This is a genomic window from Leifsonia sp. SIMBA_070 (assembly GCF_046534635.1).
Taxonomy (GTDB): Bacteria; Actinomycetota; Actinomycetes; order Actinomycetales; family Microbacteriaceae; genus Leifsonia.
This window is the reverse complement of the sequence record NZ_JAWRYK010000002.1, coordinates 539,954-563,393: the sequence shown is the minus strand read 5'-3', so window position 1 is coordinate 563,393 and position 23,440 is coordinate 539,954. Positions and strand designations below refer to the sequence as shown.

Here is a 23,440-nt window from a genome sequence, read left to right as displayed (position 1 = left end):
GGAGTGCGCAACAAGGTGCACCTCGACGAGATCGGATACAGACAGTAGGTTGCGCACAATTTAGTTGTGTGCAACCATCGGAGTATGCCCGTGACCGATGAGATGGTGTGCTTCTCGCTCTACGCCGCCACGCGCGCCACGACGCAGGCGTACCGCGCCCTGCTCGAGCCGTGGGGGTTGACGTATCCGCAGTATTTGGTGCTCATCACCCTGTGGGTGGAGGGCGACCAGAGCGTCGGCTCGCTCGGCGAGCACCTGCAGCTCGACTCCGGGACGCTGTCCCCGCTCCTGCGCCGCATGGAGCAGTCCGGGCTGGTCCGGCGCGAGCGCCGCGAGAGCGACGAGAGGGTCGTGACCGTCACGATCGGCGAGCGCGGGCGGGAGCTGCGTCCGCAGCTCGCGCACATCCCGGCCCGGATCGCGGCGGGCACCGGCCTGCCCGACCAGCAGGCCGCCATGGCGCTCATCGACACACTGCACAACATCACGGAGACCATGCGCGCCGCGGCGCAGCAGACCGCAGCGCAGCAGACCGCAGCGCAGCAGACCGTCCCCGCGAAGAACTGAACACCGAAAGGCACTGATGAACACGCTCTACACCGCTGAAGCCCTGTCGACCGGAGCGGGCCGTGACGGCCGCGTCGCCACCAGCGACGGCTCCTTCGCCCTCGATCTCGCCATCCCGAAGGAGATGGGAGGGTCGGGCGCCGGCACGAACCCGGAGCAGCTGTTCGCCGCGGGATTCGCGGCGTGCTTCCATTCGGCGCTGCAGGCGGTCGCCCGCGGCCAGAAGGTGAAGCTCGACGGCTCGTCGGTGGGCGGCCGGGTCGAGATCGGTCCGAACGGCGACGGCGGCTACCAGCTCGCGGTGCTCCTGGAGGTGGTCCTTCCGGGTGTCGAGGCGGAGCAGGCGCAGGCCCTCGCCGACGCCGCCCACCAGGTGTGCCCCTACTCCAACGCGACGCGTGGGAACATCGACGTCACCATCACGGTCTCGGAGGACTGACCCATGAAAGCTCTGATCCATCGCGACTTCGGCGACCCGGCCGAGGTCCTCGCCGTCGAAGAGCGTCCGCTCCCCGAGCCCGGGCCTGGCGAGGTGCGCCTCCGGCTGCTGCTGTCACCCATCCACAACCACGACCTGTGGACCGTACGCGGCACGTACGGTTTCAAGCCGGAACTGCCCGCGCAGGCCGGCACCGAGGCGCTCGGTGTCGTGGATGCCCTCGGCGAGGGCGTCGACACGCTCACGGTCGGTCAGCGGGTCGTCACCGGCGGCACGTTCGGCGTGTGGGCCGAGTACTTCGTCGCCCGCGCCGGCGGTCTCATCCCGGTCCCGGATGCGCTGCCCGACGAGGCAGCCGCCCAGCTGGTCGCGATGCCGTTCAGCGCGATCAGCCTCCTCGAGTCCCTCGATCTGGCCGAGGGCGAGTGGCTCATCCAGAACGCCGCCAACGGCGCGGTCGGCCGCATGGTCGCCCAGCTCGGCGCGGCGCGCGGCGTCAACGTCGTCGGCCTGGTCCGTCGAGCCGCGGGCGTCGAGGAGCTCCGCGCCCAGGGCATCGAGCGGGTGATCGCCACCGACGGCGACGACTGGAGGGAGCAGCTGGCCGCCATCACGGACGGCGCGCCGATCCGTGTCGGCGTCGACTCCGTCGGTGGCAGCGCCGCCGGCGACGTCCTCTCGACGCTGGCCGTGAATGGGACGCTCGTCGTCTTCGGCGCGATGGCGTCGCCGACGCTGGAGCTGGCCTCCGGCGACATCATCTTCAAGCAGGCGACGGTGAAGGGCTTCTGGGGCAGCGTGGTCAGCCGCGAGATGCCCGCAGACGAGCGCAACCGCTTGTTCCAGGAGCTGTTCGCCCGCATCCAGGAGGGCACCCTCACACTCCCGGTCGCGGGCATCCACGGGCTCGACGACATCGCGGCAGCCGTCTCCGCGAGCGATCGGCCGGGCCGCGTCGGCAAGGTGCTGCTGCGCCCCTGAGCGCCTGGTGCGGACCACGACGGGGTGAGCAGAGCCAGATAGCCTGAACTCATGCTCACCCCGCCGGTCACCGCGAAGAAGCCCGTCGAACGCACCCACCACGGCGACGTCTACGTCGACGACTACGAGTGGCTGCGCGAGAAGGACGACCCGGCGGTGGTCGCCCACCTCCACGAGGAGAACGCCTACACCAACGCGCGCACCGAGCACCTGGCCGTGCTGCGGGAGCAGCTCTTCGACGAGATCAAGGCGCGCACACGCGAGACCGACCTGAGCGTCCCGATGCGCGAGGGCGACTGGTGGTACTACACCCGCACGGTGGAGGGGAAGCAGTACGGCATCCACTGCCGTGCGCCGATCGCCTCCGCCGACGACTGGGTCCCTCCGACGCTCGACGAGGAGGCCCAGCGCAGCGGCCTCCCGGGCGAGCAGATCCTGCTCGACGACAACGCGGAGGCCGAGGGCCACGACTTCTACGCGCTCGGCAGCTTCGACGTCAGCGCCGACGGCACCCGCCTGCTGTGGGCGGTCGACACCGAGGGCGACGAGCGCTACACCATCCGGGTCCGCTCGCTGGTCGACGACGGCGCCTCCTTCCCGGACGAGATCCCGGGCACGGCGGGCGGTGCGCTGTTCGACCAGACAGGCGCGTACATCTTCTACACGACCGTGGACGAGTCGTGGCGGCCGGACACCGTCTGGCGTCACCGCGTCGGGGATGCGCCGGGAACCGACGACGTCGAGGTCTTCCACGAGCCGGACGAGCGCTTCTGGATCGGCGTGGGCCTGACTCGCAGCCGCCGGTTCCTGGTGATCGAGGCCGGCTCCAACATCACCAGCGAGGCCTGGCTGCTCCGCTCCGACGACCCCACCGGGGAGTTCACGGTGGTGTGGCCGCGCGTCGAGGGCGTCGAATACGACGTCGAGCACGCCGTGGTCGGCGGCCACGACCGGCTGCTGATCGTCCACAATCACGAGGCCGTCAACTTCGAGCTGGTCAGCGTCGCCGCCGACGACCCGCAGGGCGCCCGCCGCGTGCTGCTCCCGCACGACCCCGCCGTGAGGCTGGATGGAGTGGATGCGTTCCGCGACTTCGTCAGCGTCGAGTACCGACGCGAGGGGATGACGCGAGTCGCCGTCGCCCGCGTTCCGGACACTCACGGCGACCACCCCGGCGACGACACCCCGCACGAGCTGCACTTCGACGAGCAGCTGTTCACGGTCGGCGTCGCCGGCAACCCCGAATGGACACAGCCGTTCCTGCGCATCGGCTACGGCAGCTTCGTGACGCCGTCGACCGTGTACGACTACGACGTGCGCACCGGAGAGCTGGCGCTGCGCAAGCAGCAGCCCGTCCTCGGCGGCTTCGACCCCTCGCTGTTCGAGCAGCGCCGGGAGTGGGCCACCGCACCGGACGGTGCGCGCATCCCGATCTCCCTCGTCTACCGCAACGACCTGGTCACGCCGGGCGAGCCGGCGCCGCTGGTGCTCTACGGCTACGGGTCGTACGAGGCGAGCATGGACCCGTCGTTCAGCATCCCGCGCCTCAGCCTGCTCGACCGCGGCGTCGTCTTCGCCATCGCGCACGTGCGCGGCGGCGGCGAGCTCGGGCGGCTCTGGTACGAGAACGGCAAGAAGCTGCACAAGAAGAACACGTTCACGGACTTCGTCGCGGCCGCTCGCCACCTGGTGGACCGGGGGTGGACGGAGCCGTCGCGCATGGCAGCCCAGGGCGGCAGCGCCGGTGGTCTGCTGATGGGCGCTGTCGCCAACCTGGCGCCGCGGGACTTCTCCGGCATCCTCGCCGAGGTGCCCTTCGTAGATCCGCTGACCAGCATCCTGGACCCCTCGCTTCCCCTCACGGTCATCGAGTGGGACGAGTGGGGCGACCCGCTGCACGACCCGGAGGTCTACGACTACATGAAGTCGTACTCACCGCTGGAGAACGTGCACGACACGCGCTACCCGCGCATCCTCGCGATCACGAGCCTCAACGACACCCGCGTCCTCTACGTCGAACCCGCCAAGTGGGTGGCGAAGCTGCGCGAGGTGGAGGCCGACGCCCTGCTCAAGATCGAGATGGCCGCCGGCCACGGCGGTGTGTCCGGGCGCTACGCCGCGTGGCGGGAGCGGGCGTTCGCGCTGGCGTGGCTGCTCGACGTCGTCGGTGCGCACCCGTCCGGCGAGTGACGCATCCGGCCGCAGGGCTCAGCAGGCGTAGTACCAGGAGTCGGTGCTCAGCACCGCGTCTCCGCCGACGGCGACCAGTCGGGTGACGCCCGTGTCGCGCATGGCCGACAGGGCGGTCACCGGAGCGCACCATCCGGTCGCGAGCAGGAGCGGTCCGGGATGCGCTGCCGCCAGCACCGCTGCGGTCAAGGCATCCGGGAAGTTCAGACCGCTTGCCATGTACGTCACGCCGGTGCGCGGGAGCGTGCGGGCGAGTTCGGCAGCGGTCGCGAAACGATCCGACCCTGAGACGCGGTCGACCGCGACGCCGAGGCTCGACGCGATGCCGTTCGTGACGACGTCCGACCCGCCGACGACGGTCACGTGGGTCGTGCCCCAGCGGTGGAGGGCGTCGGCCGTCGCAGCGTCTGCGGCGGCCATCCACCCGTTCACCAGCAGCACAGGACGTCCCGTCTGAGCCGCAGCGGCGGCCGCGGAGAGCGCGTCGGGGAAGGCGTTGCCGGTCACCAGGTAGAGGTCGGGTACGTTCCGGCCGAAGGCGTCGTCGATGATCGCCCGCGACACGACGAAGCGGTCGGCCCCGCCGATGCGGACCACGTCCGGCTCGAACGGGAGGGCGCGGAGCTGTGCGACGACGTCCTCCGTGATCGCCTGCACGCCGCCCACCACGATGATCTTCTGCGGGTGGAGCCGCACGAGCTCAGCGGCGACACCGGCGTCGAGCGCGCCGGGCCGGGTCAGGAGCAGCGTGCCGTGCTGCTTGGCGGCCGCCGCACCGGCCGAGAGCGCGTCCGGGAAGGTCACGCCCGAGGCGATGTAGGCGACCGGGACGCCCGCGGCGGAGTCGGGGAAGGCGCTCTGGGACACCGCGACGGAGGTCGCGAAGCGGTCACTGGATGCGACCCGGGTCCAGCCGTCCGTGAGCGGGAAGGTGACGTTCACCGGGTCCGTCTGCTGCTCGATCGTCACGCCAGGAAGTCGGCTGGTGACGATGGCGCGGAGCTCCCGGCCGACGTCGCCGAGTGCCGTGGTGTACGTGGCGGCGGTGGCTCCGGGGATCGGCTCGACGTACCCGGACGGGTTCCCGCCGTTCGGGTTCCAGCTCGTCCAGGCGTAGCTGTCCGTGCCGCCGCTCGGGGCGGCGAGCGCCACCGTCAGGGGTGAGCCGGCGACCGCCGAGCCGCTGATGGAGGCCGCCGGAGGACGCGCAGAGGGCACGGTGACGTTGATGCAGGTGAATACCGCGGTATACGGCTGAGCGTTGATGTTGTAGAGGCGGGCGCAGACGTTGACCGGGCCGGTCATCGGAAGCCGCCCGGTGTGGATGTCGAAGCCCTGGTTGGGGCCGGCGGCCGGGTAGACGCGAGGAACATCGGCCCGGGGGTAGGCGAAGTCGGAATGCTCCGCCCAGCCGATCGAGACGCGCGCGCCTCCCGGCGACGCGGCGGTGAACTCGATTCCTGCAGTGGTGAGCCCGTTGGCGCCGCGATCGTTCAGGTCGGCCGCCCAGCCGGTGAGGTGGAGCGTCGGGGCGGAACCCCCCGTGTCGTAGGAGACGGCGACCGTATCGATCGAGCCGACGGGTGCGAGCGGGAGCACCACCCCGGCGGAGGCGGGCGCAGCAGGAAGCAGTGCAGCGGCGAGAACGGCGAGCCCGGCTCCACCGGCGGCGAGACGGACCTTCATCGAGACTCCTCGCGACGCGTCCCCCGGGAGGCCCCTCACGTGCACCGTGCACGCGCCGACCGTCGCTGGGGAGAGCCTAGCGGGCCGCTGCCACGATTCCGGTCGCTTGGTTCAGCGGAGGGTCAGCCGAGGTCGTCCGGGTCCTTGCCGGTCCGCTCCCCCGACTCCAGCGCCGCGATCGCCGCCAGGTCATCCCCATCGAGCTCGAACCCGAAGACGTCGAGGTTGGAGCGGATGCGCTCCGGCGACGTCGACTTCGGGATCACGACATTGCCGAGCTGCAGCTGCCAGCGGATGACGACCTGCGCCGGCGTGACAGCGTGCTTCGCGGCGAGCCGGTCGAGGGTGGGGTCGCCGAGGATGCGGCCGCGCGCCAGCGGCGACCAGGCCTCGGTGACGATGCCGTGCGCGGCGTCGTATTGCCGCACCCGCTGCTGCGGCAGCCACGGGTGCAGTTCCACCTGGTTGACGGCCGGCACCGTGTCCGTCTCGGCCGCCAGGCGGTCCAGGTGGTGGGTGTGGAAGTTGGCGACGCCGATCGACCGGGCCCGGCCCTCCTCGCGCACCCGCTCCAACGCGCGCCAGGTCTCGACGTACCGGTCGCTCTGGGGTGCGGGCCAGTGGATGAGGAAGAGGTCGACCGTGTCGAAGCCGAGCCGTTCCAGACTGGCGTCGAACGACCGGAGGGTCGACTCGTACCCGTTATCGGTCCACCACACCTTGCTGGTGACGAACACCTCCGACCGGTCCAGCCCGCTGCGCCGTACACCGTCCCCGACCCCGCGCTCGTTCGCATAGAACGCGGCGGTGTCGATGTGGCGGTACCCCGCCTCCAGAGCCGTCAGCACCGCATCGGCCGTCTCGGCCTCCGGGATCTTGTACACGCCGAAGCCCAGCTGCGGGATGCGGTTGCCGTCGTTGAGAGTCAGCTGCGGGATGCTCGCCATGGGTTCATTCTGCCGCGCCGTGAGCGTACGGGTGGGGGGACTGGAAGGAGAACCACACATGGCACTGAACGACAAGACGATCGCGTTCCTGGTGGGCCCGGAGGGCATCGAGCAGGCCGAGCTGGTGCAGCCGTGGAAGGCGGTGAGTGAGGCCGGAGGGACCCCGAAGCTGATCTCGAAGGAGGACGGCGAGGTTCAGGCCTTCAACCACCTGACCCCGGCGGACACCTTCCCGGTCGACCTCACCCTCGACGCGGCGAGCGCTGACCAGTTCGACGCCCTGGTGCTGCCGGGCGGCGTCGCGAACGGCGATCAGGTGCGGACGTTCCCGGAGGCCGTCTCGCTGGTGAAGGCGTTCGCTGACGCCGGCAAGCCCATCGCGGTGATCTGCCACGGCGGCTGGGTGATGATCGAAGCCGGGATCGTGCAGGGCCGGACGCTCACCAGCTGGCCGAGCCTGCAGACCGACTACCGCAACGCCGGGGCGACCTGGGTGGATCAGGAGGTCGTGGTCGACGACGGCCCGTTCACCATCGTGTCCTCGCGCAAGCCCGACGACCTGGACGCGTTCGGACGTGAGCTGGTGAAGGCGTTCGAATCGCAGGCGTGAGCGTTCCCTGGCAATGACCTCCACGCCGGTTGCGCTGCAGCGGAGGTCGCGGGAACGTAGGGCGCTCCTGGACCCATCGAACGGAAGGAGAGCACATGCTCACCCTCACCGAGAACGCCAGCACGATCGTCAAGACCCTGACGGACCAGTCCCCGGATGACACCGCGGGGCTGCGCATCAGCAGCAGCAACCCCGAGAGCACCGCCTTCGCGGCGGCGATCACCCCGGAGCCCGAGGTCTCGGACCAGGTGGTCGAGTCCGGAGGCGCCCGCATCTTCCTGGAGACGCAGGCCGCCGAGGTGCTCGACGACAAGGTGCTCGACGCCCAGGTCGACGAGCAGGGCGGAGTCAGCTTCGCGATCGGCGTGACCGCCTAGCGGACGCCCGACGCACGGAGGCCCGGAACCGTTCGGTTCCGGGCCTCCGCGGTTTCAGCGGGAGGTCGTGGTCTCGCCAGAGGTCTCGTCCCGGTTCTCGGTCTCACTCCCGTCCTGCTCCTCGTCCGGGTCCGGCAGCGCATCCGCGACGATGGGGTGCGGCGCCGTGCGGTCCTCCGGCAGGCCCCACAGCGGCTCGCCCTCCCCGGCATCGAGGAGGAACTCGACCGCCAGCGTCCACAACGGGACGATCTTCATCGGCGGAATCTCCTCCTCGCCGGGGAAGTGCGCCGCGAAGTGCACCTCCGGGTCGCCGTTGATCGGGTCGGAGGCCGCGATCAGCCCGTAGTAATTGTCGTCGTCCACGACGCGCCAGCGTCCGGTGCGTCCGTGCTCGGCCTCCAGCCGGACGGTGTACCCGCCGTACTTGAAGTCGGGCCCGGGCGGCAGGGAGGCGCGCTCATCCTTGGTCATGCCTCCGTTCTACGGCGGGCGGGCCGCCTCCACAACTCGTTCACTTGCCTAACAAAACGGTGTACGGCTACACCGCCCGCAGGAGGTGTCAACTGCTGGAAACCGGCGGGCGATCGGAATCGACTGGGTCGCGTTCACGAACGAGGGAAGGACGCACATGCTGGCGATGACGTACCGCGGCCCGTACAAGATCCGGGTGGAGGAGAAGGACCGGCCGAAGATCGAGCATCCCGGGGACGCGATCGTCCGGGTCACTCTCGCGGCGATCTGCGGCTCCGACCTGCACCTCTATCACGGCATGATGCCGGACACGCGCGTCGGTCACACGTTCGGGCACGAGTTCATCGGCGTGGTCGACGAGGTCGGCTCCGGCGTGCAGAACCTCAAGGTCGGCGACCGCGTCATGGTGCCGTTCAACGTGTTCTGCGGCACCTGCTACTTCTGCGTGCGCGGCCTGTACTCCAACTGCCACAACGTGAACCCCAACGCGACCGCCGTCGGCGGCATCTACGGGTACTCGCACACGACCGGCGGCTATGACGGCGGCCAGGCCGAGTACGTGCGGGTCCCGTTCGCCGACGTCGGGCCGACGATCATCCCCGACTGGATGTCCGACGACGATGCCGTCCTGCTCACCGACGCCCTGCCCACCGGGTACTTCGGAGCCCAGCTCGGCGACATCAGGGAGGGCGACACGGTCGTCGTGTTCGGGTCCGGCCCGGTCGGCCTGTTCGCCGCCAAGTCCTCCTGGCTCATGGGCGCCGGCCGAGTGATCGTGGTCGACCACCTGGACTACCGCCTCGCGAAGGCGCGGGAGTTCGCCCACGCCGAGACGTACAACTTCACCGACGTCGGGGACATCGTCTACATGCTCAAGCACGCCACCGACGGGCTGGGAGCGGACGTCGTGATCGACGCCGTCGGCGCGGAGGCCGACGGCTCGGCACTGCAGCACATCACCGCCTCCAAGCTGAAGCTGCAGGGCGGATCGCCCGTCGCGCTCAACTGGGCGATCGACTCGGTCCGCAAGGGCGGCACCATCTCGGTGATGGGCGCCTACGGTCCCCTGTTCAGCGCCGTCAAGTTCGGCGACGCGATGAACAAAGGAGTCACCATCCACACCAACCAATGCCCGGTGAAGCGGCAGTGGCCCCGGCTGTTCGAGCACATCCAGAACGGCTATCTGAAGCCCTCCGACATCGTGACGCACCGCATCCCGCTCGAGCACATCCAGGACGGGTACCACCTGTTCTCGGCGAAGCTCGACGGGATCATCAAGCCGCTCGTCGTCCCGAGCGCCGCCTGAGGGAGGAGATCAGCATGCCGTACGTGGCGAGCGACCACAGGAAGAAGTTCGACCCGGAGGCGTTGCGTCAGCGCATCCCCGGCTGGGGCGTCGACAGCGACCCGGCCGACCGGCCGTCGTTCCCGAAGGAGCGGACGGAGCCCGAAGATCTCGGCGCCCACTGGGACCTCCCGGAGCTGCAGCAGCCCCGGGAGGGACGCGAGCGTTCCGTCGAGCACGAGATGCTCACGCCGGTCTTCGGCACGGCGCAGCCGCTGCACGGAGTCTCCGGGATGATCCGCCGTTTCGCCTACGACCGCTACAGCGAGGGCCGCACCGCGCACTGGCTGCTGCTGGTGGTCGGCGACCGGGCGGACGCCATCGGCGCGCACCTGAAGTCGCTGGCGACGTTGCACCCGGACAACCCGGTTACGGAGACCGGCGTCCTCGCGGAGGCCGGGAGCCATCCGATCTCGTCTCGTTACGGCGTCGGCCGCGCGGACTGGAAGCACACCTGGCTGGACCCGATCATCGTGGCCGGCCCGTGGGTGCTCGCCGGGGTGATGGCGGTCCGCACCATCGTGAAGATCGCGCGGCGCTAGGACAGGTCGTTCTAGCCGCACGCCGCCGAACCGGTGTCAACGCGATAGCGCTCGCGCGGCGGCGGTCGTTCACTGGGTCCGGTGCGCGAGCCACCTCAACCCCCTCTGGCGGCTCGCGCACCACCCTCGTCCCGACCGGTCCTACGGTGCCGCGACCTCCTCGACGACCTCGCCCTTCTCCTGCTGCTCGGCCTCGCGGTCGGTCTCGGCCTCCGCGTCGTCGCCGCGGAACTGCGTCATGTAGAGGTCGTAGTACGGTCCGCGCCGCTCCAGCAGCGTCGCGTGGTCGCCCTGCTCGACGATGCGGCCGTTCTCCATCACCAGGATGGTGTGCGCATCACGAATAGTGGACAGCCGGTGGGCGATGACGAACGACGTGCGGTCTGTGCGGAGCGCCGCCATGGCGTGCTGAACCAGCAGCTCCGTGCGGGTGTCGACAGACGACGTCGCCTCATCGAGGATGAGCAGCGACGGGTTCGCGATGAACGCCCGCGCGATCGTGATGAGCTGGCGCTCGCCCGCCGAGACGTTGCCGCCCTCCGCGTCGATCACCGTGTCGTACCCATCGGGCAGCTGGCGCACGAACCGGTCGACCATCGTCGCCTTCGCGGCCTCGATCACCTCGTCGTCGGTCGCGTCGAGCCGGCCGTAGCGGATGTTCTCGCGGATGGTCCCCGAGAACAGCCACGCGTCCTGCAGCACCATTCCGACCTGGCCGCGGAGCTCGTCGCGAGAGAGGTGCGTGGTGTCGATGCCGTCGAGGCGGATGGTTCCGCCGGTCAGCTCGTAGAACCGCATGATCAGGTTCACCAGCGTCGTCTTGCCCGCGCCGGTCGGACCGACGATCGCGACGGTGCTGCCCGGCTGCACGCTCAGCGACAGGTCGCGGATGAGCTCGGTCTCCGGGTCGTACGAGAAGTCGACGTGGTCGAGCTCGACGCGACCGTCCGCCCGCTCGGGAAGGTGCTCGGTCGCCGTCTCCGGGTCCTGCTCCTCCGAGTCGAGGAACTCGAACGTGCGCTCGGCGGACGCGACGCCGGACTGCAGCATGTTCGCCATGCCCGCGATCTGGCCGATCGGCTGCGAGAACTCGCGCGAGTACTGGATGAACGCCGTCGCCGCACCGATCGTCAGCTGACCGGCGGCGACCATCAGGCCGCCGACGACCGCGATCAGGACGTACGACAGGTATGAGACGAAGTTCATGGCCGGCATGATGCTGCCGGAGACGAACTGCGCCCCCGTCTGCGCCTTGTGCAGTGTCGCGTTGCGGGAATCGAACTCGGCGAGCATGACCTCGTCCCGCCCGAACGCGCGGACCAGGTCGAGGCCCGAGTAGGACTCCTCGATGTGCCCGTTGAGCGCACCGGTCGATGCCCACTGCGTCTTGAACAGCTTCTGCGAACGCGAACCGATCAGTCCCGCGATCACGCCGGAGAGCGGGATGGAGATGAGCGCGATCAGCGCCAGCTGCCACGACACCACGAACATCATGATGCCGATGCCGATGACCGTGAGCACCGACTGGATCAGCTGCGAGAACGCCTGCTGCAGCGCCGTCTGGATGTTGTCCACGTCGTTCGTCACGCGCGACATGAGGTCGCCGCGCTGGCGGGTGTCGAAGTAGCTCAGGGGGAGCCGGTTCAGCTTGGCCTCGACGTCCTTGCGGAGGCCGTAGACCACGCGCATCACCAGGGCGTTGAGCAGGAAGCCCTGCCACCACTGGAGCAGAGAGGCCACCAGGTACATCGCCAGCACGATGAGCAGCAGGCGCCCGAGCTGGGTGAAGTCGATGCCCTCCCCGGTGGTCACGCCGGACCCGGCGATCACGTCGGCCAGCTGGTTCTGCCCGGCGGCGCGCAGCTGCTCGATCACCTGGTCGACCGGGACCCCCTTCGGGAGCTGCGACGAGATGACGCCCTGGAAGATGACGTTCGTCGCGTCGCCCAGGATCTTCGGCGCGATGACCACGAGGACCACCGAGACGACTGTGAGCAGCGTGACCCAGGCCATCCCGAGCCACTCCGGCTTGAGGAGGCCCATCAGCCGCTTGAACGACGGCCAGAAGTTCTCGGCCTTCTTGGCGGGTGCGCCGCCGAACATGTCGCCGTCGGCCTCGCCGGGAGTGAAGTCGTACTCCTCCTCCAGCTCGTCCAGGACGATGTCCTTCGCGGTCGGCGTCTGCCCGTCCTCCGGGCGGCCGCCGCGCTTCTTGCGTTCCGTGGTGCGCGCCATCTCAGGCCACCTCCAAGCTCAACTGCGACTCGACGATCTCCCGATACGTCTCGTTGGTCTCGACCAGTTCGTCGTGCGTCCCGCGCCCGACTACCCGTCCGTCGTCCATGACGACGATGGTGTCGGCCTCCCGGATCGTGGAGACCCGCTGTGCGACCACGACGACCGCAGCGTCTCCGGTGGACTCGGCGAGCGCCCGTCTGAGCCGGGCGTCGGTGGCGACGTCGAGCGCCGAGAACGAGTCGTCGAAGAGGAACACCTTCGGTCGCGCGACGAGCGCGCGAGCGATGCAGAGGCGTTGCCGCTGGCCTCCGGACACGTTGGTGCCGCCCTGCGCGATGCGCTCATGGAGACCGCGCTCCTTGGCGCGCACGAAGTCCGCCGCCTGCGCGACGCGCAGCGCCTCCCACAGCTCCTCGTCGGTCGCATCGGGCCGGCCGAAGCGGAGGTTGGAGGCGATGGTGCCCGAGAACAGGTACGGCCGCTGCGGCACGAAGCCCAGCACGCCCGCGATCTGCTGACGGGTCAGCCCGTCGACGGCGACACCGCCGATGCGGACGTGACCCTGCTGCGGCGTGAACAGGTTGGCGATCACCGAGACCAGCGTCGTCTTCCCGGACCCGGTAGACCCGACGATCGCCGTGACCTTTCCAGGCTCCGCGGTGAACGACACATCGTTGAGCACTGGTTTCTCAGCACCGGGGTAGCCGAAGCTGACTCCGTCCACCTCCACGCGTCCGTCCGCGGGGACGGCCGACGTGCCCACGCCCTCCACGGTGGAGCTCGGCACGGCGCCCAGCACCTCCTGGAGACGCTCCGCGCACACGATGGCACGCGGGATCATCATCGCCATGAAGACGCCCATCATCACCGCGACGAGGATCTGCAGCAGGTACTGGAGGAACGCGGTGAGCGCACCGATCTGGATGTCACCGTCAGCGACCCGGTGACCACCGAACCAGAGCACCGCGACCGTGGCCGCGTTCAGGATGAGCATGATGATCGGGAACATGAGCACGAAGACGTTGCCGACCTTGACCGAGATGCGCGTCAGCGCCGCATTCGCATCGTCGTAGCGCTTCGTCTCGAACCGCTCCCGCACGAAGGCCCGGATCACCCGGATGCCGACGATCTGCTCTCGGATCACGCCGTTGACCCCGTCGATGCGCTCCTGCATCACCCGGAACATCGGGAGCAGCAGGGTGACGAGGATGCCGACGACGATGAAGAGCACCGCGACGGACACCCAGATCAGCCAGGAGAGCCCGGCGTCGACCCGTACCGCGAAGATGATGCCGGCGATGCACATGATCGGCGTGGACACCATGAAGTTGAACGTCATCAGCAGGAGCATCTGCACCTGCTGCACGTCGTTCGTGTTGCGGGTGATGAGCGTCGGCATCCCCCACCGGGCGAGGTCGAGCGACGGCAGCGCATCCACCTTGCGGTAGAAGGAGCGGCGGATGTCCTTGCCGGCCGACATCGAGGCGCGGGCGCCGAAGTAGGTCGCTGCGACGGCGGCGATCACCTGGACGAAGCAGACGATGAGCATCGTGCCGCCCGTCCGCCAGATGAAGTCGGTGTCGCCCTTGACGACGCCCTTGTCGATGATGTCGGCGTTGAGGGTGGGCAGGTAGAGGGCGGCCATGGTCGCGATCAGCTGAAGGATCACGACCGCCGTCACCGCGCGCCAGTAGGGGCGCACGAAGCGGAGCGAAAGGCGAAGCAGAGTCACAGTGGGTTCCCGGGTGTGCTGTGTGTGTGGATGGTGGCGCCGGCGGTGCCGTCGCACAAGGTGACGCTATCGACTATTGAGGACGGGTGCTGTCCTCAATAGTGACGGTCAGGCAGCGGTGTAGTGCAGGTGGAGGACGCCGTTGTCGTAGGCGTCGTGGTGGCGCAGCCGCAGCTGTGCGGGCGCGCTGCCTTCGGGGAACAGGCGGGCGCCCGTCCCGCGGACCACGGGGTAGACGAACAGGTGGAGGGATCCGACGAGGCCGTCGGCGAGCAGCGAGCGTACCAGCGAGCCGGAACCGCTGACGTACACGCCGCCGCTGAACGAGTCGGCGAACTCCCGGATGCGCCCGGCGTCGTATGCGCCGAGCGACCGCGAGTTGCCCCACGTCCGTTCTGCGGTGTCGTCGTCGAGGCTGGAGCTGACCACCCCCTTGGGGCTGTCGTTGAAGAACGGAGCCCCCGGGTCGTCGGCTGCGGTGCGCTGAGACCAGGCCGGCGCGAACATCTCGAAAGTGCGCCGACCGAGGAGGATCGCGTCGGACGAGCGCGTGAGCCGCCCGATGTCGTCGCCCATCTCCGGGTCGAACCCGTAGTCGGCCGTCCAGCTCGGGTCCTCGAACACACCGTCCAGCGAGACGAACTCGTGCACAGCGATGGCACCCATAAGAATCCCCCTTCTCGCCGAACAGCTTAGGGGCTGCCGTCCCCGGACGGAACGGCGCTGGCCGGATTGGACTGTCAACCCCTGCCCCGCGGCCGTGGTCACGCGTAGACACGGGTCAGAGCGACGGGAGGCCGCCATGAACCGAACCATGACCCTGACACCGGACCGTCGGCGCGGAGCACCGCGCCTGACACCGGAGGTCGTGCCGGGGGTCCATCGGCTCGAGCATGCGTTCACCAACTGCTACCTGCTGGTGGACGGCGACAACTGGACGCTCGTCGACGCCGCCTTCCCGAACACCTGGGGGCCGCTGATCCGCGCGGCGCACGAGCTGAACCTTCGGATGCGCGACCTGCAGGGCATCGTCCTCACGCACGGACACTTCGACCACGTCGGTTTCGCGGAGCGGGCGGTCGAGGAGCTGGGTGTGCCGGTCTACGTGCACGCCGGGGACAAGGAGCTGGCAGCGCATCCCTACAGCTATAAGAGGGAGCACACGCCGTTCGTCTACCCGCTCATCTACCCGCGGTCGGCCGGCCCGGTCGTCTCGATGGTCCGCGCCGGCGCACTCAACGTTCGCGGGGTTCACGACATCTCCGAACTGCCCGGCTCGGGCACGCTCGATATGCCCGGACGCCCGGAGGTCGTGTTCACCCCCGGCCACACGTTCGGGCATTGCGGGCTCCTGCTCCGCGACCGCGAGGCGCTGCTCAGCGGCGACGCGATCGTCACCCTCGACCCGTACAAGGGCATCCCGGGCGCGCAGATCATCGCGGGCGCGGCCACGGCGGACTCCGACCAGGCGCTGCGGTCGCTGGATGCGATCGTCGCGACGGGCGCACGCGTGCTGCTGCCGGGCCACGGCGACCCGTGGCGCGACGGGGTGGAGGCGGCGGTGGCGTCGGCGCGCGCGATCGGTCGCAGCTGACGTCGGGCGAGCCGATCACCGTCCATGTCCAGCCGCCCTGAACGTGCTACTTTGGATTCACCACATCCCCCACGCCTCTCGTAGAAGCGCACTTGGGGGATTTTCTTTATCCCGAACCCAGGAGCCCTATGCCGCACGATGGGCGAAGGCCAACGCGGCCTCGGGGAACGCTGCAGTATACAAAGCCGGCGCTGTCGCTCGACGAGTTGATTCAACGTCTCAGCGAGAGGGGACTCAATATCGCCGATCGGGAACGAGCAGCTCACCACCTTCGACACATCGGCTACTACCGGCTCTCCCCGTACACGATCCCGTTTCATAGGAGCCGCCAGTCCCACCTCTTCCGAGCGGGCGCGAGATTTGATGATGTCATCGACCTCTACGTGTTCGACCGGATGCTGCGTCTCGTCGTCATCGACGCCGTGGAGCGCGTGGAGATCGCGCTGCGCGCAGCGCTCACGGACCACATGTCAACGACCTACGATGACCCGCACTGGTACGTGGACGGTGGCCATTTCCGGGAATCACGGCACCACGCGGGGCTGCTGAAGCTCGTGAGAGCGACGATCGACGACCGGCTCCGTGGCGCACCTGACCCCGGGCAGGACTCGCTTGTTCACCGATCGGCGCTCGAGCACTACCTCACGACATATCGAACGCCGGAGCTTCCACCGTCGTGGCTCATGGTCGAAAGCCTGACGATAGGCCAACTCTCCAGCGCATACCGCAACCTGAAGTCCCGCGGCGACCGCACAGCAGTAGCCGCAGCTTTGGGACTGACCGCTCCAGTGCTGGAGTCCTGGATCCAGACCTTCGCCCGGGTGCGGAACATCTGCGCTCATCACGGCCGGCTGTGGAACGTCGGCCTCGGCGTTTACCCTGCGATCCCATCGTCCTCGACGATCACGTGGCTCGAAGCCCCGGATTCGGTGCCAGAGCGCTCGAGGCAGCGACTGTACCCGGTCCTGGTTTCGCTCCAGTCCGTCCTGAGCTGTGTCTCTCCTCGGAGCAGTTGGGCCGCTCGCCTTCGCGGATTGATGAGCGAACGTCCACCGATGAACCTCGCCGTGATGGGCGTCCCGCCGCATTGGGCCGAGGACCCCTTCTGGAGTCGGCATCTTGCCTAAGCAGGATCTCCGAGAAGGCTGCGCCCCCGTCAGGACGGGCCGACCACCTCCAGGAGGCCGCCGTCGGTGACGGCCGACAGCGACAGGACCTTGTAACCGGCGTCGTCGAAGAAGACGGTCAGCCGGTCGGCCTCCGTGTGCATCACGACACCCGCGCCCCACGTCTCGTGGGTGACGCGTGCGGCGAGTGGGAACGGGTCGTCGCCGGCCGCGTCATGCTCCTCGGCCCACCGGTAGGCACTGCCGGACGTGCAGGTGTCGCAGTTACCGCAGGGCTCCGGCAGCTCTTCACCGAAGTAGCCGAGGAGGAACTGCCGGCGGCACATTCCCGTTTCGGCATATTCCTGCATCAGCTGCGCGCGGGAGTGCTCGATGCGCTGACGTGCCTCCGCCTCCTCGACGGCCCGCGCGGCGGCCTTTCCGGGCGGGACGGCCTCCGCCCGCAGCTCGTCATCGCTGCCGGTGAGCACGGCCGCGTCACGCAGCAGGCCGAGCAGGCGGCCCAGCGACCGCACGCTGATCCCGGTGCGTTCGGCCAGATCGGCGCGTGAGATCCCGGGCTCGTCGGCCACCGCGCCGAAGACACGGGCCAGATCGTCCGGCTCCGGGCCGCCTCCCGAGAAGAACTTGGTGAGGGCGAAGTCCTCGGGCCGGTAGTGGAGGGTGACCAGCGCAGGCTCGCCGTCGCGTCCCGCGCGTCCCGCCTCCTGGTAGTAGCTGTCCAGCGAGTCGGTGACGGACGCGTGGACGACGAACCGCACGTCGTGCTTGTCGATGCCCATCCCGAAGGCGCTGGTCGCGGTGACGACACGCGCGCGGTCATCCATGAAGCGCTCGTACACCTCGTCCCGCTCGGCCCGACGCAGGCCGGCATGGTAGGCGGCGGCCGCCACGCCCTCCGCCTCCAGCTGCTCGGCGTAGTGCTCGGCGTCCTTGCGGGTCGCCGTGTAGACGAGGCCCGATCCATCGAGCCCGCGCACCTGCTCCACGACGGCGGCGCGCTTCTCGGAGTCCTCCTCATAGCGACGCACTTCGAGCCGCAGATTGGGCCGGTCGAATCCGGTGGCGAACAGCCGTGGCCGCCGCAGCCCGAGACGCTGCCCGATCTCGGCGCGGATCGGCGGAGCTCCGGTGGCCGTCATCGCGACGACCGGAGGATGACCGAGTTCTTCGATGACGTCGCCGAGGAGCAGGTAGTCGGGCCGGAAGTCGTGACCCCACGACGACACGCAGTGCGCCTCGTCGACGGCGAACAGGGAGACGTGGAGGCCGCGCAGCCGCTCCCGCACCTCCGGGTTCGCCAGCTGCTCGGGGGCGAGGAAGACGAACGCGGGCTGCCCCGACTCGAGCGCCTCCCAGTCGTTCTCCCGCTCCCGCTGACCGGCGGACGAGTTGATCGCGAACGCCGGCGGGACGTCCGTCGCCTCCGTCAGCGACCGCACCTGGTCCTCCTGCAGCGAGATCAGCGGCGAGACGACGATCGTGACACCGCCCAGGATGGTTCCGGTCACCTGGTACAGCGACGACTTGCCGTACCCGGTCGGCATGACGGCGAGCACATCCCCGCCGTCGAGGAGGACCTCCATCGCCTCCGCCAGCCGCGGGCGCAGCTCGTCCCAGCCGAAAGAGTCGCGGGCGACGTCCTGAATGCGCGACATACGGTCACCGTAGCCGTTCGGTGTGGTGGTGCCCTGCGTCATCGCGTGTACGCGCGCTCCTGATCGGTCTCGTCCGCCACGCGAACGCCGTGACGGTAGGCCAGCTCGCCGCCGAGGAAGCCGGAGACGCCGACCACCACGATGCCGATCAGGGCGAGGATGAAACCGCCGACGCTCGGATCGTCCGGGTTCCCGGCACGCACGATCGCGCTGACGACGAAGAGGACGATCGCGGTCGAGTTGAAGGCGAGGTGCCACACGGCGGTGCGCCGCACCTTCGTGCCTGCCGGGAGCTGCGAGAAGTCCATCAAGCCGAAGACCGCGGCGAGCAGCGCACCGATCACGCCGATGATGACCAGCCAGAGCGCTCCGGTCGCCAGCGCGTGCGGTGCGGCGCCGAGCAGTGCGGCGATGTCGAAGACGACGGCGCCCGTCCACGCACCGATCGGGATGGTGACGACGGTGGCGTGGAACGGGTGGCCGTACGGACCGGCGAGACCCACGCGGGGGCGCTTGGCGCGCCGAAAACCGGGATCGATGTCGGGGGCGGTCATGGCTGCTCCTCTCCTCACCCCTGCATCGTCGGCTCGCGGGCCGCAGCCGTGCAGACCCTTCCGGAGCGGCGATCCGGCGCGTATGGTCAGCGCCCCGGCCCGGTCACCGGCGCCGATGCCTCCGGCGCAGACCGGGGGATGAACGAATACCACCGCAGTTTGAGCTCGTTGAGGAGCCGGTTCTGCTCGGGTTCTGTGACGGTCGCGGGGACCAGGAGAACCGCGATCGCGGTGGTGATCGGCACGGCCAGCACCAGGCCGATACCGCTGCACAGGGTCCGCACGACTTCTGCGGCCAGGTCCTCCTGCGACAGGAGGCTCAGAGCTGTGCGGTTGTAGAGAAAGATCACGATCAGCACCACCATCGCGGCGCCCGCGTAGGCGAACGCGATGGTGTAGATCGTGGAGGCGATGTGGTCCCGGCCGATTCGCATCGCACGAGTGAACAGCTGGCGGCACGTGAGTTCCGGGGAGGCAGCGCGCAACTCCCACACCGACGACGCCTGGGTCACCGTGACATCGTTGAGCACACCGAGACCCGCGATGACGATCGCGCACGTGAGGAGGCCGCGGAAGTCGATCTGGGTCACGCCGGCGAGCATCCCGCCGACATCTCCGCTCACGCCGGTCAAGTGAGTCGTGGAAACGGCCAGCTGGGCGAGCCCCGCCGTGATGACGATGCCGATGAGAGTCCCGGCGAGCGCCGCGCTGGTGCGTATCGACACGCCGTGCGAGAGGTACAGCACGACGACCATGATCGCCGAACCGCCGACGACCGCGACCGCCAGCCCCGGCCGCCCGGAGATCAGCGCCGGGAGCATGAACTCGATGAGCATGAAGGCACTGAAACCCAGGGAGACCAGCGCCATGAACCCGCGCAGAAGGCCGACGGCGACGACGATCACCACGAACACCACAGCCCAGAGGAGAAGCGAGTCGTCCCGGATCACGCCGTTCACGGTGATGCCTTGCGTCCCGGTCCCGGTCGCGGTCCCGGCAGCGGCGTTGCCTCCCGAGGGCTGAGGCGGCACGATCAGTTCGAGTTCGTCCCCGACATGGAGGCCTGCCGTCGCCCACGGCCACAGCAGGGGCAGCGAGACAGTACGCCCGGCACTCGGTCCGCTTGCCAGTTCCACCTTCGCCAGCTGACAGGCTCGCGTGTCGCCCGGCGACGACGTGGCCGCTGCCTTCGACGAGAAGTACCCCGGACAGCTCGGGGACAGCGCCACGATCTTCCCCGTCGGGAAGGTCGTGCCCTTCGCCGCGAACTCCAGGCCCGACGAGGCCGAGGCGACCTTCGCGTGGTCGGGCCAGAGCACCGCCAACCCCACCGCGGTGGCCAGCGCCGCTGCGAGCAGGACCACGATGACGACATTCCGCGCGAGATGGCCGGCCCCACCGCCACCGCGGGGCCGGCGGTTCTGGTTCGGATAGGCGTGGGACATGGCACCTCCGGGCGGTCGACACGTCACCCTACAATGGCCAGGTTGACAGTCGGCTCAACGATTCGGCTCGACCTACGTGTGGATGCGAGCACCGGCGTTCTCCCGATAGGTTCGTCCTGCGCTCACCAGCGGGAGGGCGCCATCGAGGAGAGCGGATGAGTCGAGCGCGGGTAGGCCGGACGGTCGCGGTCGTCTTCGGCGGCTCCCTCTTCCTCGTGGTGGTCGCCGTGGTCGGCTTCTTCATCTGGCTGTCCGCAACTCAGGATGATTCGCCGGACTTCGATCGCAACCCCCACTCTGCGTATCGCGAACAGATGAAGGAGACGCTGGCCGGGTTCGACTCCGAGGGGCGGGTGACCTTCGACGCCCTTTACCCCTACACGCCGTCGCAGCTCCGGGATCACGTGTGGGACGCCTGCTCGGCGATCAGTCCCCACGGGAGAACGACGAAAGTGGTGACTTATCCGGCTTCCCCTTTCGGCGTCGGCGACATTCTGTCCGGCACGGCGAAAGCCGATTCGTCGAAGAGGCTGAGCTGCCAGTTCGAACTCGATCCGTCCGTCCAGGCCGGGTCGTGGGACATCTCGCTCACCGCGCCCTGACGTCACGTCTGCGGCTGCGCGCCCAGGCGCAGATGTTACGGGAGGGCGCACTCACGCCGCCTGCTCGGGAGGGGACCTGTCAAGGGCTCACGGCGCACGGATCGCCGGCTTAGCGTCTCGGGCATGAGCGCATCGCCCGTCGTCGTCATCACCGGAGCCTCCAGCGGACTGGGCCGGGCGACCGCCCTCGCCTTCGCCAAGCGGCACGCCAGACTCGTGCTGGTGGCGCGCAACGCGGCAGCGCTCGACGACGTCGCCGAGGAATGCCTCGCGTGCGGTGCACGGGATGCGGTGGTCGTCCCCGGCGACACGGCCGACTCGGCGACGACCGACCGCGCCAGCGACAGCGCCATCGCCCGCCACGGACGGATCGACGTCTGGATCAACGACGCGGCCGTCAGTGCCTACGGGAAGTTCTGGGAGCTGCCGGAGGAGGAGTTCCGGCGGGTCGTCGACGTCGACATCCACGGCTACGCCAACGGCGTCCGCAGCGCGTTGCGGGTGATGCTTCCGCAGCGCTCGGGGCTGATCGTCAACGTCTCGTCCATCCTGGGCGAGGTGCCCCAGCCGTATACGTCGCCGTACTCCCTGTCGAAAGCGGCGATCATCGCGCTCGGCCGGAGCATCCGCTCGGAGCTGGCCCTGACGAAGTCGCCGGTTCACGTCGTCACCGTGCTGCCGCCCACCATGGACACGCCGATCTTCCAGCACGCGGGCAACCGAACGGGCCGGGCCCTCAACGCCCTCCCGCCCGTCTATCCCGCGTCGGAGACCGTGGCCGAGATCCTCGCCGCCTGGAAGCGCCCGGGAAAGCCGGAGCGGACGGTCAGCGCCGCGGGGAAGGCGATGGTGCACCAGCACCGGCGTCGGCCTCCGGTGGTCGAGGCGGCCATGGCGCGCCAGACCGAGCTCGGCCAGTTCCGGAACGCTCCGGCGGCGCCCAGCACGGGCAACCTGTTCGCTCCATCGGGCGAGCCGCTCTCCGTGACCGGTGGATGGGCGGGCCGGCGCAAGCAGACGCGGCGCGTCCTCGCCGCCGCGGCGCTCACCGCGGGCGTTGCGTACCTGGTGCGCGCATCCCGCGCGCGGAGCTGACGCACTCCGGCGACACCACGACGATCCCCAGGTCCCGGGTCGACTCACCGCACGAGCCGCATCCCGCTGCAGGCGAGGACGGGCGAGTTGCTGTGTCGACTACTGGACCGACCAGCCGCCGTCACTCGGCAGCACTGCGCCGTTGATGTTGACGCCGTCGTCGCTCAGCAGGAAGGTGATCGACGCGGCGAGCTGCTCGGCCGTCGCGATGGTCGGGATCTGCTGCTGGAACGGGGCCAGCCGAGCCGTCCCCGCCTCCGACGGGTGCGCCGGCATCGGGATGCCCGTGGCGACTCCGCCCGGCGCCACCGCGTTCACGCGGATGCCCTGCGGCCCGTACATGAAGGCCGCGCTGCGGGTCAGGCCGACGACGCCGTGCTTGGAGACCGTGTAGGCGGTGCCCGACGAGTTGCCGCGCAGGCCCGCCTCGGAGGCGACGTTGACGATGGAGCCGGCGCCGGCCTCCAGCATGACCGGCAGCACCGCGCGGGTCAGCTTGAAGCCTCCCGTCAGGTTGATCGAGATGGTGCGGTCCCAGACGGCGTCCGAGGTCTCGTGCGCCGGGGAGAAGTCGTCGTTCACGCCCGCGACGTTCGCCAGCGCGTCGATGCGACCGTCCGCCGCGGCGACGATGCTGTCGATGTCCTCCTGGCGGGTGATGTCGCCGACCACGGTGACGACCGAGCCCTCAGGAACCGACGACGCCAGGTCGGCGAGACGCTCCGCGGAAATGTCGACGGCGACCACGCGGCCGCCCTCGCGCGCGACGCGGGATGCGGTCGCACGGCCGATACCCGAGGCGGCGCCGGTGACGATGACCGTGCGTCCCTCGAATCGGCCGGGAGTGACCTTCTCGACCCAGCCGGTCACCACGTCCTCCGGCATCACGCCGTCGTTCGCCTGAAGCACCAGGTCGTCGACCACGGACTGGGGCATCTGGCCCTGGCTGAGCGCCACCAACTGCTGCAGCGGCAGTCCGCGCACCGGCGCGAGCATGTCCTCGTTCACTCCGGACTGCGCGAGCAGCCCCTGGATGAGCGGCGCGCCCGTGGGGTGCGAAAGCCATTCGCCGATGGTGCTGTGCGCCGTCAACGGCTTGGGATCGGTCATCGTCGTCCTCCTGGATCGGTAGTGAGACCGATTATGGCACCCGGTGTCAGATAGTGCGCTGAGAGTACGGAGTGAGGGCGGATCCCGGGAGGGGGCTTGTCACCGCCTTCAGGCGGCGTATCCGTGG

22 protein-coding genes are annotated in these 23,440 nt (G+C 69.3%); 12 read left to right on the top strand and 10 right to left on the bottom strand.

The annotated features are described in order from the left end of the window. Positions 1 to 84: 84 nt before the first annotated feature. The 4 genes from SB754_RS18530 to SB754_RS18515 are packed head-to-tail and all read left to right on the top strand — an operon-like array spanning position 85 to position 4,177. Entirely contained in the window at positions 85 to 567 is a 483-nt protein-coding gene (locus SB754_RS18530; RefSeq protein ID WP_410783873.1) for a MarR family winged helix-turn-helix transcriptional regulator, read from the top strand. A 16-nt stretch (positions 568 to 583) separates the two neighbouring features. Further along, complete coding sequence (locus SB754_RS18525; protein ID WP_410783872.1) at positions 584 to 1,006, top strand: organic hydroperoxide resistance protein; 423 nt, start codon at positions 584 to 586, stop codon at positions 1,004 to 1,006. 3 nt (positions 1,007 to 1,009) lie between these two features. Continuing rightward, complete coding sequence (locus tag SB754_RS18520; RefSeq protein ID WP_410783871.1) at positions 1,010 to 1,987, top strand: zinc-binding dehydrogenase; 978 nt, start codon at positions 1,010 to 1,012, stop codon at positions 1,985 to 1,987. A 51-nt stretch (positions 1,988 to 2,038) separates the two neighbouring features. Then, positions 2,039 to 4,177, top strand: a complete 2,139-nt coding sequence (locus SB754_RS18515) for a S9 family peptidase (RefSeq protein ID WP_410783870.1) — start codon at positions 2,039 to 2,041, stop codon at positions 4,175 to 4,177. A gap of 18 nt (positions 4,178 to 4,195) precedes the next feature. On the opposite strand, the gene SB754_RS18510 is transcribed toward SB754_RS18515, so the two are convergent. Together SB754_RS18510 and SB754_RS18505 are read right to left on the bottom strand one after the other, a co-directional pair. Further along, a complete protein-coding gene (locus tag SB754_RS18510; protein WP_410783869.1) occupies positions 4,196 to 5,863 on the bottom strand; it encodes a cell wall-binding repeat-containing protein in 1,668 nt (555 codons plus the stop codon). Between the two features lie 122 nt (positions 5,864 to 5,985). Beyond that, complete coding sequence (locus SB754_RS18505) at positions 5,986 to 6,810, bottom strand: aldo/keto reductase (RefSeq protein ID WP_410783868.1); 825 nt, start codon at positions 6,808 to 6,810, stop codon at positions 5,986 to 5,988. Between the two features lie 58 nt (positions 6,811 to 6,868). Here SB754_RS18505 and SB754_RS18500 point away from each other — a divergent pair, with 58 nt between their 5' ends. Both SB754_RS18500 and SB754_RS18495 read left to right on the top strand, forming a co-directional pair. Then, positions 6,869 to 7,420, top strand: coding sequence for a type 1 glutamine amidotransferase domain-containing protein (locus tag SB754_RS18500; RefSeq protein WP_410783867.1), 552 nt, complete (start codon positions 6,869 to 6,871; stop codon positions 7,418 to 7,420). Positions 7,421 to 7,515: 95 nt separating this feature from the next. Then, the gene (locus tag SB754_RS18495; RefSeq protein ID WP_410783866.1) at positions 7,516 to 7,797 is read left to right on the top strand and encodes a Fe-S cluster assembly protein HesB; all 282 of its coding nucleotides are present in this window, start codon (positions 7,516 to 7,518) and stop codon (positions 7,795 to 7,797) included. Between the two features lie 54 nt (positions 7,798 to 7,851). Here the strand turns inward: SB754_RS18495 and SB754_RS18490 are convergent, their stop codons facing one another. Next, positions 7,852 to 8,271, bottom strand: a complete 420-nt coding sequence (locus SB754_RS18490; protein WP_410783865.1) for a hypothetical protein — start codon at positions 8,269 to 8,271, stop codon at positions 7,852 to 7,854. A gap of 157 nt (positions 8,272 to 8,428) precedes the next feature. Here SB754_RS18490 and SB754_RS18485 point away from each other — a divergent pair, with 157 nt between their 5' ends. Continuing rightward, positions 8,429 to 9,577, top strand: a complete 1,149-nt coding sequence (locus SB754_RS18485; protein WP_410783974.1) for a zinc-dependent alcohol dehydrogenase — start codon at positions 8,429 to 8,431, stop codon at positions 9,575 to 9,577. A gap of 14 nt (positions 9,578 to 9,591) precedes the next feature. Next, positions 9,592 to 10,158: a hypothetical protein gene (locus SB754_RS18480; protein WP_410783864.1), complete on the top strand. Its 567-nt coding sequence runs from the start codon at positions 9,592 to 9,594 to the stop codon at positions 10,156 to 10,158. Between the two features lie 141 nt (positions 10,159 to 10,299). On the opposite strand, the gene SB754_RS18475 is transcribed toward SB754_RS18480, so the two are convergent. The 3 genes from SB754_RS18475 to SB754_RS18465 all read right to left on the bottom strand — a co-directional run bounded on the left by SB754_RS18475 (position 10,300) and on the right by SB754_RS18465 (position 14,794). Beyond that, the gene (locus SB754_RS18475) at positions 10,300 to 12,393 is read right to left on the bottom strand and encodes an ABC transporter ATP-binding protein (protein WP_410783863.1); all 2,094 of its coding nucleotides are present in this window, start codon (positions 12,391 to 12,393) and stop codon (positions 10,300 to 10,302) included. Position 12,394: 1 nt separating this feature from the next. Then, positions 12,395 to 14,128, bottom strand: a complete 1,734-nt coding sequence (locus SB754_RS18470) for an ABC transporter ATP-binding protein (protein WP_410783862.1) — start codon at positions 14,126 to 14,128, stop codon at positions 12,395 to 12,397. A gap of 108 nt (positions 14,129 to 14,236) precedes the next feature. Continuing rightward, positions 14,237 to 14,794 carry a dihydrofolate reductase family protein gene (locus tag SB754_RS18465; protein ID WP_410783861.1) on the bottom strand — a complete coding sequence of 186 codons (558 nt, stop codon included), beginning with the start codon at positions 14,792 to 14,794 and terminating at the stop codon, positions 14,237 to 14,239. 148 nt (positions 14,795 to 14,942) lie between these two features. Between SB754_RS18465 and SB754_RS18460 the strand changes: the two genes are divergently transcribed. Next, positions 14,943 to 15,722 carry an MBL fold metallo-hydrolase gene (locus SB754_RS18460; protein ID WP_410783860.1) on the top strand — a complete coding sequence of 260 codons (780 nt, stop codon included), beginning with the start codon at positions 14,943 to 14,945 and terminating at the stop codon, positions 15,720 to 15,722. Between the two features lie 128 nt (positions 15,723 to 15,850). Next, positions 15,851 to 16,849 carry an Abi family protein gene (locus SB754_RS18455; protein ID WP_410783859.1) on the top strand — a complete coding sequence of 333 codons (999 nt, stop codon included), beginning with the start codon at positions 15,851 to 15,853 and terminating at the stop codon, positions 16,847 to 16,849. A gap of 29 nt (positions 16,850 to 16,878) precedes the next feature. Here SB754_RS18455 and SB754_RS18450 read toward each other — a convergent pair whose 3' ends face one another. From SB754_RS18450 to SB754_RS18440, 3 genes are all read right to left on the bottom strand, one after another. Further along, positions 16,879 to 18,507: a RecQ family ATP-dependent DNA helicase gene (locus SB754_RS18450; protein ID WP_410783858.1), complete on the bottom strand. Its 1,629-nt coding sequence runs from the start codon at positions 18,505 to 18,507 to the stop codon at positions 16,879 to 16,881. Positions 18,508 to 18,545: 38 nt separating this feature from the next. Next, complete coding sequence (locus tag SB754_RS18445) at positions 18,546 to 19,061, bottom strand: DUF2231 domain-containing protein (protein WP_410783857.1); 516 nt, start codon at positions 19,059 to 19,061, stop codon at positions 18,546 to 18,548. An 86-nt stretch (positions 19,062 to 19,147) separates the two neighbouring features. Then, positions 19,148 to 20,506, bottom strand: coding sequence for a YibE/F family protein (locus SB754_RS18440; RefSeq protein ID WP_410783856.1), 1,359 nt, complete (start codon positions 20,504 to 20,506; stop codon positions 19,148 to 19,150). 215 nt (positions 20,507 to 20,721) lie between these two features. On the opposite strand from SB754_RS18440, the gene SB754_RS18435 reads away from it, so the two are divergent. Both SB754_RS18435 and SB754_RS18430 read left to right on the top strand, forming a co-directional pair. After that, positions 20,722 to 21,108 (top strand): hypothetical protein, encoded by a 387-nt coding sequence (locus SB754_RS18435; protein WP_410783855.1) that lies wholly within the window; start codon positions 20,722 to 20,724, stop codon positions 21,106 to 21,108. A gap of 123 nt (positions 21,109 to 21,231) precedes the next feature. Beyond that, positions 21,232 to 22,203 carry an SDR family NAD(P)-dependent oxidoreductase gene (locus tag SB754_RS18430; RefSeq protein WP_410783854.1) on the top strand — a complete coding sequence of 324 codons (972 nt, stop codon included), beginning with the start codon at positions 21,232 to 21,234 and terminating at the stop codon, positions 22,201 to 22,203. 99 nt (positions 22,204 to 22,302) lie between these two features. On the opposite strand, the gene SB754_RS18425 is transcribed toward SB754_RS18430, so the two are convergent. Continuing rightward, the gene (locus tag SB754_RS18425) at positions 22,303 to 23,313 is read right to left on the bottom strand and encodes an SDR family NAD(P)-dependent oxidoreductase (RefSeq protein ID WP_410783853.1); all 1,011 of its coding nucleotides are present in this window, start codon (positions 23,311 to 23,313) and stop codon (positions 22,303 to 22,305) included. Between the last annotated feature and the right edge of the window lie 127 nt (positions 23,314 to 23,440).

Coding starts and splice junctions, on each gene's coding strand:
- SB754_RS18455 (WP_410783859.1), top strand. CDS start 15,851: ATGCCGCACGATGGGCGAAGGCCAACGCGGCCTCGGGGAACGCTGCAG.
- SB754_RS18490 (WP_410783865.1), bottom strand. CDS start 8,271: ATGACCAAGGATGAGCGCGCCTCCCTGCCGCCCGGGCCCGACTTCAAG.
- SB754_RS18480 (WP_410783864.1), top strand. CDS start 9,592: ATGCCGTACGTGGCGAGCGACCACAGGAAGAAGTTCGACCCGGAGGCG.
- SB754_RS18530 (WP_410783873.1), top strand. CDS start 85: ATGCCCGTGACCGATGAGATGGTGTGCTTCTCGCTCTACGCCGCCACG.
- SB754_RS18525 (WP_410783872.1), top strand. CDS start 584: ATGAACACGCTCTACACCGCTGAAGCCCTGTCGACCGGAGCGGGCCGT.
- SB754_RS18430 (WP_410783854.1), top strand. CDS start 21,232: ATGAGCGCATCGCCCGTCGTCGTCATCACCGGAGCCTCCAGCGGACTG.
- SB754_RS18520 (WP_410783871.1), top strand. CDS start 1,010: ATGAAAGCTCTGATCCATCGCGACTTCGGCGACCCGGCCGAGGTCCTC.
- SB754_RS18440 (WP_410783856.1), bottom strand. CDS start 20,506: ATGTCCCACGCCTATCCGAACCAGAACCGCCGGCCCCGCGGTGGCGGT.
- SB754_RS18515 (WP_410783870.1), top strand. CDS start 2,039: ATGCTCACCCCGCCGGTCACCGCGAAGAAGCCCGTCGAACGCACCCAC.
- SB754_RS18425 (WP_410783853.1), bottom strand. CDS start 23,313: ATGACCGATCCCAAGCCGTTGACGGCGCACAGCACCATCGGCGAATGG.
- SB754_RS18465 (WP_410783861.1), bottom strand. CDS start 14,794: ATGGGTGCCATCGCTGTGCACGAGTTCGTCTCGCTGGACGGTGTGTTC.
- SB754_RS18445 (WP_410783857.1), bottom strand. CDS start 19,061: ATGACCGCCCCCGACATCGATCCCGGTTTTCGGCGCGCCAAGCGCCCC.
- SB754_RS18475 (WP_410783863.1), bottom strand. CDS start 12,393: ATGGCGCGCACCACGGAACGCAAGAAGCGCGGCGGCCGCCCGGAGGAC.
- SB754_RS18485 (WP_410783974.1), top strand. CDS start 8,429: ATGCTGGCGATGACGTACCGCGGCCCGTACAAGATCCGGGTGGAGGAG.
- SB754_RS18505 (WP_410783868.1), bottom strand. CDS start 6,810: ATGGCGAGCATCCCGCAGCTGACTCTCAACGACGGCAACCGCATCCCG.
- SB754_RS18495 (WP_410783866.1), top strand. CDS start 7,516: ATGCTCACCCTCACCGAGAACGCCAGCACGATCGTCAAGACCCTGACG.
- SB754_RS18460 (WP_410783860.1), top strand. CDS start 14,943: ATGACCCTGACACCGGACCGTCGGCGCGGAGCACCGCGCCTGACACCG.
- SB754_RS18500 (WP_410783867.1), top strand. CDS start 6,869: ATGGCACTGAACGACAAGACGATCGCGTTCCTGGTGGGCCCGGAGGGC.
- SB754_RS18510 (WP_410783869.1), bottom strand. CDS start 5,863: ATGAAGGTCCGTCTCGCCGCCGGTGGAGCCGGGCTCGCCGTTCTCGCC.
- SB754_RS18450 (WP_410783858.1), bottom strand. CDS start 18,507: ATGTCGCGCATTCAGGACGTCGCCCGCGACTCTTTCGGCTGGGACGAG.